The sequence below is a fragment of the Nocardioides sp. Root190 genome (assembly GCF_001428565.1).
Lineage (GTDB): Bacteria > Actinomycetota > Actinomycetes > Propionibacteriales > Nocardioidaceae > Nocardioides.
Map to the genome: position 1 here is coordinate 204,383 of NZ_LMIA01000008.1, position 12,549 is coordinate 216,931.

At 71.3% G+C, this 12,549-nt stretch carries 14 protein-coding genes; 7 read left to right on the top strand and 7 right to left on the bottom strand.

Translation table 11 applies throughout. The features are described from left to right. Positions 1 to 9: 9 nt before the first annotated feature. Positions 10 to 921, bottom strand: coding sequence for an NAD(P)H-binding protein (locus ASE01_RS07415; RefSeq protein WP_056749549.1), 912 nt, complete (start codon positions 919 to 921; stop codon positions 10 to 12). Between the two features lie 21 nt (positions 922 to 942). Next, on the bottom strand, positions 943 to 1,950 hold the full coding sequence (locus tag ASE01_RS07420) for a hypothetical protein (RefSeq protein WP_157537151.1): 1,008 nt from the start codon (positions 1,948 to 1,950) through the stop codon (positions 943 to 945). A gap of 38 nt (positions 1,951 to 1,988) precedes the next feature. Between ASE01_RS07420 and glmU the strand changes: the two genes are divergently transcribed. Further along, on the top strand, positions 1,989 to 3,458 hold the full coding sequence (glmU, locus tag ASE01_RS07425) for a bifunctional UDP-N-acetylglucosamine diphosphorylase/glucosamine-1-phosphate N-acetyltransferase GlmU (RefSeq protein WP_082605898.1): 1,470 nt from the start codon (positions 1,989 to 1,991) through the stop codon (positions 3,456 to 3,458). Positions 3,459 to 3,489: 31 nt separating this feature from the next. After that, positions 3,490 to 4,470: a ribose-phosphate diphosphokinase gene (locus ASE01_RS07430; RefSeq protein WP_056749551.1), complete on the top strand. Its 981-nt coding sequence runs from the start codon at positions 3,490 to 3,492 to the stop codon at positions 4,468 to 4,470. 98 nt (positions 4,471 to 4,568) lie between these two features. Here the strand turns inward: ASE01_RS07430 and ASE01_RS07435 are convergent, their stop codons facing one another. After that, a complete protein-coding gene (locus ASE01_RS07435; protein WP_056749552.1) occupies positions 4,569 to 5,741 on the bottom strand; it encodes an ATP-binding protein in 1,173 nt (390 codons plus the stop codon). Positions 5,742 to 6,050: 309 nt separating this feature from the next. Here ASE01_RS07435 and ASE01_RS07440 point away from each other — a divergent pair, with 309 nt between their 5' ends. The 4 genes from ASE01_RS07440 (at position 6,051) to ASE01_RS07455 (ending at position 8,685) form a co-directional block, all read left to right on the top strand. Beyond that, positions 6,051 to 6,656 (top strand): 50S ribosomal protein L25/general stress protein Ctc, encoded by a 606-nt coding sequence (locus ASE01_RS07440; RefSeq protein WP_056749553.1) that lies wholly within the window; start codon positions 6,051 to 6,053, stop codon positions 6,654 to 6,656. A gap of 98 nt (positions 6,657 to 6,754) precedes the next feature. Continuing rightward, positions 6,755 to 7,357 carry an aminoacyl-tRNA hydrolase gene (gene pth, locus ASE01_RS07445; protein WP_056749554.1) on the top strand — a complete coding sequence of 201 codons (603 nt, stop codon included), beginning with the start codon at positions 6,755 to 6,757 and terminating at the stop codon, positions 7,355 to 7,357. Positions 7,358 to 7,426: 69 nt separating this feature from the next. Next, complete coding sequence (locus ASE01_RS07450; RefSeq protein ID WP_056749555.1) at positions 7,427 to 8,218, top strand: 3'(2'),5'-bisphosphate nucleotidase CysQ; 792 nt, start codon at positions 7,427 to 7,429, stop codon at positions 8,216 to 8,218. Positions 8,219 to 8,292: 74 nt separating this feature from the next. Further along, positions 8,293 to 8,685 carry a VOC family protein gene (locus ASE01_RS07455; protein WP_056749556.1) on the top strand — a complete coding sequence of 131 codons (393 nt, stop codon included), beginning with the start codon at positions 8,293 to 8,295 and terminating at the stop codon, positions 8,683 to 8,685. A gap of 36 nt (positions 8,686 to 8,721) precedes the next feature. On the opposite strand, the gene ASE01_RS07460 is transcribed toward ASE01_RS07455, so the two are convergent. Next, positions 8,722 to 9,345, bottom strand: coding sequence for an alpha-ketoglutarate-dependent dioxygenase AlkB (locus tag ASE01_RS07460; protein ID WP_082605900.1), 624 nt, complete (start codon positions 9,343 to 9,345; stop codon positions 8,722 to 8,724). A 119-nt stretch (positions 9,346 to 9,464) separates the two neighbouring features. Here ASE01_RS07460 and ASE01_RS07465 point away from each other — a divergent pair, with 119 nt between their 5' ends. Continuing rightward, on the top strand, positions 9,465 to 10,178 hold the full coding sequence (locus tag ASE01_RS07465; RefSeq protein ID WP_082605901.1) for a GntR family transcriptional regulator: 714 nt from the start codon (positions 9,465 to 9,467) through the stop codon (positions 10,176 to 10,178). A gap of 29 nt (positions 10,179 to 10,207) precedes the next feature. On the opposite strand, the gene ASE01_RS07470 is transcribed toward ASE01_RS07465, so the two are convergent. From ASE01_RS07470 to ASE01_RS07480, 3 genes are read right to left on the bottom strand one after another with little or no spacing between them, the layout of a single operon-like run. Next, on the bottom strand, positions 10,208 to 10,576 hold the full coding sequence (locus ASE01_RS07470; RefSeq protein ID WP_200958776.1) for a hypothetical protein: 369 nt from the start codon (positions 10,574 to 10,576) through the stop codon (positions 10,208 to 10,210). A 46-nt stretch (positions 10,577 to 10,622) separates the two neighbouring features. Then, positions 10,623 to 11,237, bottom strand: coding sequence for a hypothetical protein (locus ASE01_RS07475; RefSeq protein ID WP_056749558.1), 615 nt, complete (start codon positions 11,235 to 11,237; stop codon positions 10,623 to 10,625). Between the two features lie 43 nt (positions 11,238 to 11,280). Then, a complete protein-coding gene (locus ASE01_RS07480) occupies positions 11,281 to 12,462 on the bottom strand; it encodes an RtcB family protein (RefSeq protein ID WP_056749559.1) in 1,182 nt (393 codons plus the stop codon). Positions 12,463 to 12,549 lie beyond the last annotated feature (87 nt).

The following is a 12,549-nucleotide window of genomic DNA, read 5'->3' on the forward strand; positions in this document are numbered from 1 at the left end:
GCCCGCGGTTCAGATCTGGTCGCCCTCGGCGAGGCGTTCGGCGAGCGCGCGTCGTACGGCCTCGCGATAGGAGACGGGCTCGCCCGGCACGATGTCCCGGATCCGGTGGTCGGTGACGACCACCTCGGTGCTCATCGAGTCGATCAGGTTGCGCCCGGTCGTGACGTCGACATCGGTCACCAGCGCCAGCCAGTACGACGACAGGCGCGGCGTCAGCACCGGGAGCGGAACGATCGGGACGCCGCGTCCCGACGTCACCTCCGAGGCGATGCGGAGCATGTCGAGGTAGGTCATGGCCTCGGGGCCGCCGACCTCGAACACCTCGCCGATCGCCGCCTCGTTGTCGATGACGCCCGCGAGGTAGCGGACCACGTCGTCGACGGCGACGGGCTGGGTCCGGGTCGAGGTCCAGCGGGGCACGACCATCGCCGGCAGGTTCTTGACCAGCTGCCGGGTGAGCTCCCAGGAGATGCCGCCGTGGCCGACCACGATCGCCGCGCGCAGGACCGTGACGGGCACACCGCCCTCGCCGAGCAGGCCCTCGACCTCCCGGCGCGAGCGCAGGTGCGGCGAGAGGTCCTCGCCGTCCTCGCCGAGACCGCCCATGTAGACGATCTGGCGCAGTCCGGCCCTGGCGGCTGCGCGGCCGAACCGTCGTGCTGCCGCGGCGTCGCGCTCCTCGAAGTCGGCGTGGTCGAGGGAGTGGACGAGGTAGACCGCGACGTCCACGCCCTCGAGCGCGCGGTCGAGGGAGTCCTCGTCGGCGACATCGGCACCGACGGGCTGGCCCGGGCCGTCGTAGTCGTCCGGGCGACGTGTCATCGCACGGACCTCGACACCCCGGTCGGTGAGTTCGGTGGCCAGGCGGCGGCCGATGAAGCCGGTCGCCCCGGTGACCAGGACCGTGCTCGGTTCGTCCATGCGCCGAGCCTACGTGGGACCTCAGTCTCCGAGGATCGCCGCGACCTCGGGGGAGGCGTAGAACGGCGCGAGGCGCTCGCGGAGGAGGCGCTCCAGATCGCCGTTCCCGTGGGCCACGCCGATGGCGATCGCGGCGATGCGCGTCGCGTGCTCGAGGACGACGGGGCGTTCGATGCCGAGGTCGATGGCGAAGGCGGACACGGGGTGCTCGCCGTAGATCCCCCAGAAGGCGTCGACGACCGCGTCGGCCAGCGCCTGGGCGGGTTCGCCGGCGGCCGCCGAGATCGCCATGTCCTGCAGCAGTCCGGCGGCCCGGTGCACGTCCTCGCGCTTCGCGGCGTCGCGCAGGTGGGGGATCGGACGGTCGGCGTACAGGTCGTAGACCTCGAGGACCGCGGCGCGGGCGGCCGGGTCGGCGAGGGTGTCGACGACGACCTTGTTGAGCCGGCGGGTGGCGAAGGCAGCGCCCACGCCCAGGACGCCCTCGAACTGCTTGTCGGCCGCGCCGGCGACGACTCCGGCGGCCCCCATGCCGAGCGCGAACAGGGCGCCCACTCCGGGGATCTTGTCGGCGACGGCCTTGTTGGACTGCAGCACCTCGCTCACCAGCCGCGAGACGAAACGGGAGGCGAGGGTGGTGACGACGGGGCTCGCGCTGAGGTCGTCGAGCAGTGCGGCCAGCAGGTCGGTCCGGGCCAGCGCCCCGTCGGTCAGCCGCTCCAGGTCGTCCCGGTCCACCAGGTCGGCCAGCGTGTACGACGCCTCCGGACCGTCGTGGGCGACGTCGGCCACCATCGTGACGATCGTGCTCGCCCCCGCGCTGGGCGGGACGGTGAGCAGGGCGGCCCGCACCGCTGCCTTGGCGGTGTCGACGTCGACGAGGTCGGCGAGGGTGATCCGCGACTCGAGGTCCAGCAGTGCAGCCAGGTCGCGCTCGACCAGTGCGGGGAGCTCCTCACCCGTGAGGCGCCCCACGAACCAGGCCACCTGGGCGTCGAGGAGGCGCTCGGACCGGGAGGCTGAGGTCATGGTGTGAGCGTAGGCCGTCACGCCCTAATGTTGTTCAGGTGAGTGAACAGCTGACCGTCATCGTCCTGGCCGCCGGTGGCGGTACGCGCATGAAGTCCAAGACCCCGAAGGTGCTGCACCGGATCGGTGGGCGCAGCATGATCGGCCACGTCCTCGCGGCCGTCGGCACCCTGGAGCCGACCCGCGTCGTGACCGTCGTGGGGCATCAGCGCGAGCTCGTCGCGCCGCACGTCAGCGAGCTGCTCCCCGAGGCCGTGCTGGCCGTGCAGGAGGACCAGCTCGGCACCGGTCACGCCGTCCGCATCGCCCTCGAGGCGCTCGAGGGCCCGCCGACCGCCGGCACCGTCCTCATCGCGTACGGCGACACCCCGCTCCTGGCGGGCGAGACCCTCCGCGCGTTCGCCGCGTCGCACCGTGCCGCGGACGCCGCTGTGAGCATCCTCAGCGGCATCGTCGCCAACCCGCACGGCTACGGCCGGATCGTGCGGGACGAGGCCGGGATCGTCCAGGCGATCGTGGAGGAGAAGGACGCGTCGCCGGAGCAGCGCACGATCCGGGAGATCAACTCCGGGATCCTGGCCTTCGACGCCGCCTTCCTCGCCGACGCGATCGGGCGGATCGGCAACGACAACGCGAAGGGCGAGTACTACCTCACCGACGCGATCGGCCTGGCCCGGACCGCCGACCTCACGGTCGCCGCCCACGCGGTCGACGACGCGCTGCAGACCGAGGGCGCCAACGACCGGGTCCAGCTGGCCGAGCTCGGCCGCGAGCTCAACCGGCGCACCGTCACGCGCTGGATGAGCGAGGGCGTCACCGTGATGGATCCGGCGACGACCTGGATCGACGCGGACGTCGTGCTCGCGCAGGACGTCACGATCCTGCCCGGCACCCAGCTCCTCGGAGCGACCGTCGTCGCCGAGGACGCCGTCGTCGGTCCGGACACCACGCTCGAGGACTGCGAGATCGGCGCCGGTGCGCGGGTCGTGCGCACCCACGGCCAGCTCGCGGTGATCGGCGCAGGTGCGAACGTCGGCCCGTTCGCCTACCTCCGGCCCGGCACCCTGCTCGGCGCCGGCGGCAAGATCGGCACCTTCGTCGAGACCAAGAACGCCACGATCGCCGACGGTGCGAAGGTCCCGCACCTGTCCTACGTCGGCGACGCCGAGATCGGCGAGGGCGCGAACATCGGCGCCGGCACGATCTTCGCCAACTACGACGGCGTCAACAAGCACCGGACCCGGGTCGGGCGGCACGCCAAGACCGGGTCCAACAACACCTTCGTGGCCCCCGTCGACATCGGTGACGGCGCCTCCACCGGTGGTGGAACCGTCGTACGGCGCGACGTCCCGGCCGGTGCACTGGCCGTCAGCGGCGGCCCGCAGCGCAACCTGCCCGGGTGGGTCAGCAACCGGCGCGCGGGCACGGCGCAGGCTGACGCGGCCGGTGAACAGTCCGAAAACGGACGGGGACTTGGGACGGACCCTTCCGAGCAGGCAGAATCCTGATCACCACCTCAGGCGACCAGGGGAGTCAGGCGTGAGCGGCTTGAAGAAGACGACGGAGAAGAACCTCATGGTCTTCTCCGGTCGGGCACATCCCGAGCTGGCGGAGGAGGTTGCCGAGATCCTCGGGCAGCAGTCCGTGCCGACGGAGGCGCGGGAGTTCGCCAACGGCGAGATCTACGTCCGTTACGAGGAGTCGGTCCGGGGCTGCGATGCCTTCGTGCTGCAGAGCCACACCGCTCCGATCAACGAGTGGATCATGGAGCACCTGATCATGGTCGACGCGCTGAAGCGCGCCTCGGCCAAGCGGATCACCGTCGTGATGCCGTTCTGGGGCTACAGCCGCCAGGACAAGAAGCACCGCGGACGTGAGCCCATCTCGGCCCGCCTGATGGCCGACCTGTTCAAGACTGCGGGTGCCGACCGGATCATCACCGTCGACCTGCACGCCGACCAGCTCCAGGGCTTCTTCGACGGCCCCGTCGACCACCTGATGGCGCTGCCGCTGCTGACCGACTACATCAAGGAGAAGTACGGCGACCAGGAGCTCGCCGTCGTCTCCCCGGATGCCGGCCGGATCAAGGTCGCCGAGCGCTGGGCCGCCCGCCTCGGTGGTGCCCCGCTCGCGTTCATCCACAAGACCCGTCGTACCGACGTCGCCAACGAGGTCGTCGCCAACCGCGTCGTCGGTGACGTGAAGGGCAAGATCTGCGTCCTCACCGACGACATGATCGACACCGGCGGCACGATCGTGAAGGCCGCCGAGGCACTGATGGCCGAGGGCGCGGCCGGCGTCATCATCGCCGCCACCCACGCGATCCTGTCCGACCCCGCGGTCGACCGGCTGAAGAACAGCACGGCCACCGAGATCGTCATCACCAACACGCTTCCCGTCCCGCCGGAGAAGCAGTTCGACAAGCTGACCACGCTGTCGATCGCGCCCCTCGTGGCCCGGGCGATCCGTGAGGTCTTCGAGGACGGCTCGGTCACCTCGATGTTCGACGGGCACGCCTGAGGGCGGAATGGTGGTTCCGTATTTGTTGCGGTTTGGGACCAAACCGCAACAATTCGGGGCTCGGGCGTGCGGTTCGTGACCAAACGGTGCTGTCGAGATCAGGCCTCGTCCAGTCCCCGCACGAACGCACCGAACCCCGGCAGCGTGAACCGCACCAGCCCGTGACCAACGGGTTCGATCACGCCCTTGTCGATCAACCGCTCCCGCGGGACGCTGATCGCACGGGAGTCCACGCCCATCCCGGCGGCGATCGCGGCGCGGGTGATGTTGCCGTCGCCCACGGCGGCCATCGCCGCGAGGAACTGCTTCTCCAGACGTGAGGCCGCTCCCCACCGGGCGCGGTGCATCGCGGCGAGCTGGTCGCGGGCGACCGGGAGGCCGCGCGTGACGGCGTCGAGGCCGAGCTGGTCACCGTCGGCGGGCTCGGCTGCCTCCCAGGTGGTGCTGCCGAGCAGCTGCAACAGGTAGGGGTAGCCGTTCGACTCCTCGATGATCGCGTCGAGGGCATCGGGCGCCCAGGTGATCCCTTCGGCGGCGGCCGGGTCCACCAGTGCGGCGCGGGCGTCGTCGTCGGAGAGGACCTCGAGGGAGACGAAGGTGCTGCGCTCGCCGAAGGTCGCGGCGCGGGTGAGTGCCTCCGGGGTGACGGGGAGGCCGGCGGCGACGGTGGTGAGCGGGTTGTCGGCGCGCTCGCCGTCGAGGTTCTGCAGGGTGTTGAGGATGACGGCCATCTCGTCGGCGGACGCGGCGTGCAGCTCGTCGAGGAGCAGGAGCAGGCCGGCGCCCCCGCGTTTGCGGACCGCGGCGGCGGCGTCGTGCAGGAGGGACTCGAGGACGCCGATCGCGGCGTGCGGCGGCGTGGAGGACTCCCGGCGGGCGACCTCGGCCTGGACCTTGGCGCCCGGCAGGCCGACCTCGACCGTGAGTCGCTCGAGCTGGCCGCGCCAGCGGTTGCCTGCGGCGCCGGCGGGTACGGCGTCGGCCCGCTCGAGCGCGCGGCCGATGCTGTGGGCGATCTCCGCGAGCACCGGCTGCTGGCGCGAGCAGGCGACCCAGGCGGTCACGAAGCCCGATTCGGTGGCACGCCGCTGACCCGCCCGCAGCAGGGACGTCTTGCCGATGCCGCGCGGGGCGTGGAAGACGAGCAGCGGGCCACCGAGCTCGCCGAACGTGACGACCCGGGCGAGGAGGCCCTCGATCCGGCGCATCTCGGCAGTGCGTCCGGCGAGGATCCGCGGCACCTGGCCGGGGGTGTAGGGGTTGCTCGGCATGATGTCTCCCGGGACGTGATACCTCTTTATACTTCGCCCGAGTATAAACCGGTATCGGCCGGCGGTCACGGGCTCCACGCCGGGGGCGCCCGGAGTCGGCGCTGTGGATTTCGCGCCGGGCAGCGAGGCTGGGTAATCTTCTCCGGTTGCCTCGGCGAGGGAGCTCCCGCTTCTGTGACTCCGTGATCGACTGGGCCGGCTCGAGTTGTACGACGCCGCGCGCCTGCCGATCATCGGGCCAGGGAAGCGCGGCGTTTCCTGTTTCGCCGGCGTGAATGCACACCGCCCCTTCCGATCCAGGAGATCCCCATGAGCACCGAGAAGATCCAGGCCGAGGTCCGCACCGAGTTCGGCAAGGGCGCCGCCCGTCGTACCCGTCGTGAGGGCAAGATCCCCGCCGTCATCTACGGCCACGGCAACGACCCGATCCACGTGTCCCTCCCGGGCCACGCCACCACGATGGCCCTGCGCCACGGTGGCGCCAACGCGCTCCTCGAGCTCGACATCGCCGGCACGCCGCAGCTCGTGCTGAGCAAGGCCGTCCAGGTCGACCCGGTCCGCCGCGTCCTCGAGCACATCGACTTCGTCGCCGTGCGCAGTGGCGAGAAGGTCACCGTCGACGTGCAGGTCATCATCGTGGGCGAGGCCCTCCGCGGCACGCTGGTCGTCACCGAGAACACCTCGGTGCAGGTCGAGGCCGAGGCCACCCACATCCCCGAGTCCTTCGAGGTCAACATCGAGGGCGCGGAGGCCGGTACCCAGTTCCTCGCTGGCCAGCTGGAGCTGCCGAAGGGCACCATCCTGCTGACCGACCCGGAGACCCTCGTGGTCAACGTGACCGACCAGGTCGCCGAGGAGCCCGCCGCCGAGAGCGCCGAGGCGCCCGAGGCCGAGAGCGCCGGCACCAGCGAGTGACCTTCAGCCGACTCAGGTGGTTTCTGGGTCGACTGATCTCCCCGGCGCGATCCTTCGTGCCGGGGAGTTCCGTTTCACCGGACGTCGAGGAGACCGCCGTGAGTGACGAGACCGGCGCCGAGGTCTGGCTGGTCGTCGGCCTGGGCAACCCCGGACCGACGTACGCCGGCCACCGGCACAACATCGGTTACCTGGTCGTCGACGAGCTCGCGACGCGCATGGGCAGCGGGTTCCGCGCCCACAAGACCGGCCGCGCCGACGTCGTCGAGGGCCGTCTCGGCGCGCCCGGCAGTGGTGCGCCGCGCGTGGTGCTGGCCAAGGCCCGTTCGTTCATGAACGAGTCCGGTGGACCCGTCAAGGCGCTCGCCACCTTCTACAAGGTCCCCGCCGAGCGGGTGATCGCGATCCACGACGAGCTCGACATCGACTTCGGCACCCTGCGGATCAAGCGCGGCGGTGGCGACAACGGCCACAACGGCCTCAAGTCGATGCGCTCCTCCCTGGGCACCGGCGAGTTCTTCCGGGTCCGGGCGGGCATCGGACGCCCGCCCGGTCGCCAGGAGGTCGCGGACTTCGTGCTGTCGAACTACTCAGGTGTCGAGCGCAAGGAGATCCCCTTCCAGGTGGACTCCGCTGCCGACGCCGTGGAGTCGCTCATCGCCGACGGCCTCGAGAAGACTCAGCAGAGGTTCAACTCCTAGGACACGCCCCGCGGTGCTGCCGCTGGGCGCCGCACCGCCGCGCGCGGGCGCCCCACTAGGGTGTCGCCCGTGACCTTCGAGCCCGGTACCCCCACCCCCGAGGTCGTCGCCGACGACCACCAGTTCGCCGCATGGTTGGCCGAGGCCGCCGGACAACGGCTGCTGGAGGTCCGTGCCGAGGGCCTGGAGGGCAAGGAGCTCAAGGACGCGGGCGACCGTGCTGCGCACCTGCTCCTCATGGACCTGCTCGCGGCCCACCGGCCCGACGACGCCGTCCTGTCCGAGGAGGCCCTGGAGAGCGCCGCCGACAAGGACGCCCGGCTCACCGCGTCGAAGGTCTGGATCATCGACCCGCTCGACGGCACCCGCGAGTTCTCCGAGCCGCCCCGTGACGACTGGGCCGTGCACGTCGCGCTGTGGCAGGACGGCGACCTCATCGCCGGCGCCGTCGCCCAGCCCGTCCTCGGCGAGACCTTCACCACCGGACAGCCGCCGGTCGTCCCGGCGCGTACGTCGCAGCGTCCGCGGATCGCGGTCTCGCGCACCCGCCCGCCCGCCTTCGTGCAGGCACTGGCCGCCGAGCTGGACGCCGAGCTCGTCCCGATGGGTTCGGCCGGCGTGAAGATGATGTCCGTCGTGCGGGACGTGGCGGACGCGTATGTCCACGCGGGCGGTCAGTACGAGTGGGACTCCGCGGCTCCGGTCGCGGTTGCCCGCGCCGCGGGACTGTTCACGTCCCGGGTCGACGGCAGCGAGCTGGTCTACAACCAGGCCGACGTCTACCTGCCCGACTTGATCGTGTGCCGCCCGGAGCTGTCCGAGCGCATCCTCGCGTTCATCGCGGCCCACGGCACCGACTGACCGGCGCGACCGATCGACCCGACGGCACCCGGAACCGGGTTGTCCGTCCCGGCCGCCTCGGCGAGAGTGGCGCCATGACGTCGTACCTCTCCCACACCACCGTCGACTGCGCGAACGCCTACGAGCTCTCGGAGTGGTGGAAGCCGGTCCTGGGCTACGTCGACATCGACGGCGATCCCAACCTGCCCGGGCACGAGGAGTGCATGGTCCGCGACCCGGCGTCCGGCCACCAGGTGCTGTTCATCGAGGTGCCCGACGCCAAGGCCGTCAAGAACCGCCTCCACTTCGACCTCCGCCCGCGTGAGCGGACCCGCGACGAGGAGGTCGCCTGGCTGCTGGAGCACGGCGCCACCCAGGTCGCCGACCATCGCGAGATCCGCAACGACGGCACCGGGTGGGTCACCCTCGCCGACCCCGAGGGCAACGAGTTCTGCATCCTGCGCTCGGACGCGGAGCGCGGCGAGTAGCAGCGCCGCAGACTCGCTCGGCCCCCGCAGGGACGCTCAGAAGACGCCGAAGGGCCGGAACTGGATCGAGATCCGGGGTCCGGCGGAGGCGACCTTCGGGACGGCGTGCTCCCAGGTGCGCTGGCAGGAGCCGCCCATCACGACGAGGTCGCCGTGACCCATCTCGACGGCGAACGCCTCGTCGCGGGCCTCGGGGTCGCGCGGCCGCAGGTGCAGCCTGCGGGGGTCGCCGACCGACACGATCGCGACCATCGTGTCGTGCGTCGAGCCGCGGCCGATGGTGTCGCCGTGCCAGGCGACGCTGTCGCGACCGTCGCGGTAGTAGCAGCAGCCGGCGGTGCGGAACGGCTCGCCGAGCTCATCGGCGTACCGGGCGCTGAGGTGCTCGCGCGCCTCGGTGAGCCGTGGGTGGGGCAGGTCCTCGCCGATCATGTAGGTGTGGACCAGGCGCGGGACGTCGACCACGCGGTCGTACATCGCGCGCCGCTCGGCCCGCCACGGCACCTCGCGCACCAGTGCCGCGAACACCTCGTCGGCCTCGGGGAGCCAGTCGCGCGCGACGTCGACCCACGCGCCGCCGCTGAGCTCGCGGCGCTCGATCCGCACTTCCTGGTCGGGGACCGGCGCGCTGAACAGGGTGCTCTGGAAGTCCACGCTCACAGATCCAGCCTACGCCCTCGTTCGAACAGATGTTCGCACATCGCAAGCGTGCCGTCGGGGCCGGCAAAGGATTCCCGATTCGGCTGACGGGGGCCCGTCGCCGTCCCTAGCCTCGTCACGTGGCACTCGTCCAGGGGGGACCGACCGGTCGGTCGTTGAAGCACGTCGCGATTCGTGAATACGTCCGCGACCTCGTTCGTGACAGCCCGCCCGGCGCCGCGGCGCCGTCGGAGCGCGACCTGGTGGATCGCTTCGGCGTCGCGCGGATGACCGTGCGTCAGGCGCTCGACGCGCTCGTCGTCGAAGGCGTGCTCGAACGCGTACCCGGCCGCGGCACCTTCGTCGCCGGACCCCGTCGGGTGCCGACGGGCGTCTCAAGCTTCACCGAGGAGATGAGCCGTCGCGGCCTGGCCACCGAGACCCGCACGATCCTCATCGAGTGCGTCCCCGCCCGGGAGACGATCTCCACCGCGCTGCGGATCCAGCCCGGAGAGCCCGTCGTGCACTGGCGTCGCCTGCGCCTGGTCGACGGCCGCGCGGTGTGCCTGTCCGACACCTTCCTGCCCGAGATCCTCGTGCACGGTCTCGTCGACCACCCGCCCGCCAGCCTGTACGACGAGCTGGCCGCCCGAGGCCGCCGTCCCGGCTGGGCCGAGGACGGGATCTCCGCAGCCACGTCCTCGGCGGAGGAGGCGGCGCTGCTCGACATGGTGCCCGGCGACGTCGTGCTCCGTCACTGCCGCCGCGCGCTCTGGGGCGAGACCGTCGTCGAGGTGTCGCGATCGGTCTACCGGGGCAACGAGCACACGTTCAGCCTGCAGCTGAGCAGCTGAGCGGCTGAGCGGCTGGGCGTGCCGGAGGCTCAGGTGGTGGCGAGCCTGCCCAGCGGCGCGACGAGCTGACCGCTCTCCTCGCACACCCACTGGGGGTCGGGCCCCCCGAGGTCGGGATCGACGTGCAGCGCGTGGACCGGACCTCCGTCGCAACGGGTGCACACGGGCCAGAGACCGTCGCGCTCGTGGCGGCCGAACTGGTCGGCCAACGCGTCCTGCACGTCCTGGGCGATCAGGCCCGCGATGTAGGGCTCGCCGTCGACCCACTGCTCGAGCCACCATCGTCGCTCGGAGCAGGCCTCCTCGAGGAGGGTCACCGATGCCGGGGTGTCGAGCGCCCGGGCCGCGAGATCGGCCAGGACGTTCGCTCGCGCCTGATAGATCACGCTGTCGTCCACGTCACCATTGTGCGCGGGTTGCCCAACTCGGCCACCCGGACGGGCCTCAGGCAGGCGGGCGGAACTTCTCCAGCTCGGCCGCGATGTTCGCACGCGCGGACGTCTCCCACGTCGCGGCGGCGTACGTCGTGTGGAAGAGGTGGGTCTTGGCGGCGAGCGCCCGCAGCACCTCGGCACGGCCTGCCTCGAAGACCTCGTCGGGCAGGTGGGCGTACTCCCGCCGCACTGCCGCGACGTACTCCGCGTAGCGGTCCGGAGGGGTGGCGAGGATCGCGAGGTCGGCGTCGGACAGCGCGCACCCGTTGGCGTCCCCGGCCTCGGGCCGGTGGTGCTCGGTCAACCTCACCAGGCGGGCGACCTCGGCGACCGTGGCCGCCGAGGTGATGTCGGCCAGGGCCTCCTCAGCCCAGGACGCGGAGCGCTCCTCGGCATCGCGCTCCCCGTCGTACACGGCGTCGTGGAACCACGCGGCGAGCAGGACCTCCGTGCGGTCGAAGGCCGTGCCCTGTGCAGCGAGCTCCTCCAGCCGGGTGAGGACCTCGCTCAGGTGCCGCACGTTGTGATAGCCGCGCGATGGTTCGTCGTACGCCGCCAGCAGCTCGGCACGCAGACCCTCGGCGCCCGTGAGCGGCCAGGGCAGGTCGGGATGATCGTCCTCCATCGGACCATTCAAACCGACCGCCCCAGCCGTGTCACACCCGGGCTCAGTCGCCCTTGACGTTCACGATCTGACGCAGCGTGTGCCGGATCTCGACCAGGTCGGCGGCGTCGGCCATCACCTGGTCGATGTCCTTGTACGCCGCCGGGATCTCGTCGATGAACGCGTCGGTGTCGCGGTACTCGATCCCGGTCATCGCCTCCCGCAGCTGGTCACGGGTGAACGTGCGCCGTGCCCGCGACCGCGAGTACTCCCGCCCCGCACCGTGCGGCGCGGAGTTGAGCGCGACCGGGTTGCCGAGCCCGCTGACGACGTACGACGCCGTCCCCATCGACCCCGGGATGAGGCCCGGGCGTCCCAGCTCCGCATTGATCGCACCCTTGCGGGAGAGCCAGACGGTCGTGCCGAAGTGCTTCTCCTGCTCGGTGTAGTTGTGGTGGCAGTTGATCTCCTCGGCGCGCTCGACCTCGTCGGCCGAGCCGAGCCCCACCCACTCGGCGAACTGCCGCACGACCCGGTCCATCATCTCCTCGCGGTTGAGCAGCGCGTAGGTCTGCGCCCACCGCATCTCGCGGATGTAGGCCCAGAACTCGTCGGTGCCCTCGGCGAGGTAGGCGAGATCCTTGTCAGGGAGCTGGATCCACCACTTCTCGCACAGGTCGCGGGCGATCCTGATGTGGTGCTGGGCGATGCGGTTGCCCACGCCCCGTGAACCGGAGTGGAGGAACAGCCAGACCCGGTCGACCTCGTCGACGGTCACCTCGATGAAGTGGTTGCCCGACCCGAGCGTCCCCAGCTGCAGCTCCCACCGCCCGGCGTACCGGCTCGGCGCGAAGCCCGCTTCGCCCGCGGCCCGGGTGAGCTGCTCGAGACGGCGCTCGGTGTGCTCGCGGGAGATCTTCTTGTTCGCCGCGCCGGCCGAGAGCGGGACGGCCCGCTCGATGGCCTCCCGCAGCACGCGCCGGTCGGCGGGCAGCTGGTCGGCGGTGAACTGGGTGCGCACGGCGATCATGCCGCAGCCGATGTCGACGCCGACCGCTGCCGGGATGATCGCGCCGCGGGTCGGGATGACCGAACCCACCGTCGCGCCCAGGCCCAGGTGGGCGTCGGGCATCAGCGCGAGGTGCGGGTGGATGAACGGCATGCTCGCCGTCGTCACCGCCTGGTCGCGCGTGCCCTGCTCGAGGATGGAAGCCCAGTTGAGCAGCTTCGGGGTGATCTTCTCCATCGATGGTTCCTGTGTCGTGGCCCTTCTCGTGTCGTGGCCTGCCGCGATGGCGTGCCGACGGAGGACGCTACGGCCACAGAAATACGT

Bases quoted from the DNA above. Each gene is read 5' to 3' on its own strand.
- ASE01_RS07480 (WP_056749559.1), bottom strand. From the start codon at position 12,462: ATGGAGAAGATCACCCCGAAGCTGCTCAACTGGGCTTCCATCCTCGAG.
- ASE01_RS07415 (WP_056749549.1), bottom strand. From the start codon at position 921: ATGGACGAACCGAGCACGGTCCTGGTCACCGGGGCGACCGGCTTCATC.
- ASE01_RS07420 (WP_157537151.1), bottom strand. From the start codon at position 1,950: ATGACCTCAGCCTCCCGGTCCGAGCGCCTCCTCGACGCCCAGGTGGCC.
- ASE01_RS07435 (WP_056749552.1), bottom strand. From the start codon at position 5,741: ATGCCGAGCAACCCCTACACCCCCGGCCAGGTGCCGCGGATCCTCGCC.
- ASE01_RS07475 (WP_056749558.1), bottom strand. From the start codon at position 11,237: ATGGAGGACGATCATCCCGACCTGCCCTGGCCGCTCACGGGCGCCGAG.
- ASE01_RS07440 (WP_056749553.1), top strand. From the start codon at position 6,051: ATGAGCACCGAGAAGATCCAGGCCGAGGTCCGCACCGAGTTCGGCAAG.
- ASE01_RS07455 (WP_056749556.1), top strand. From the start codon at position 8,293: ATGACGTCGTACCTCTCCCACACCACCGTCGACTGCGCGAACGCCTAC.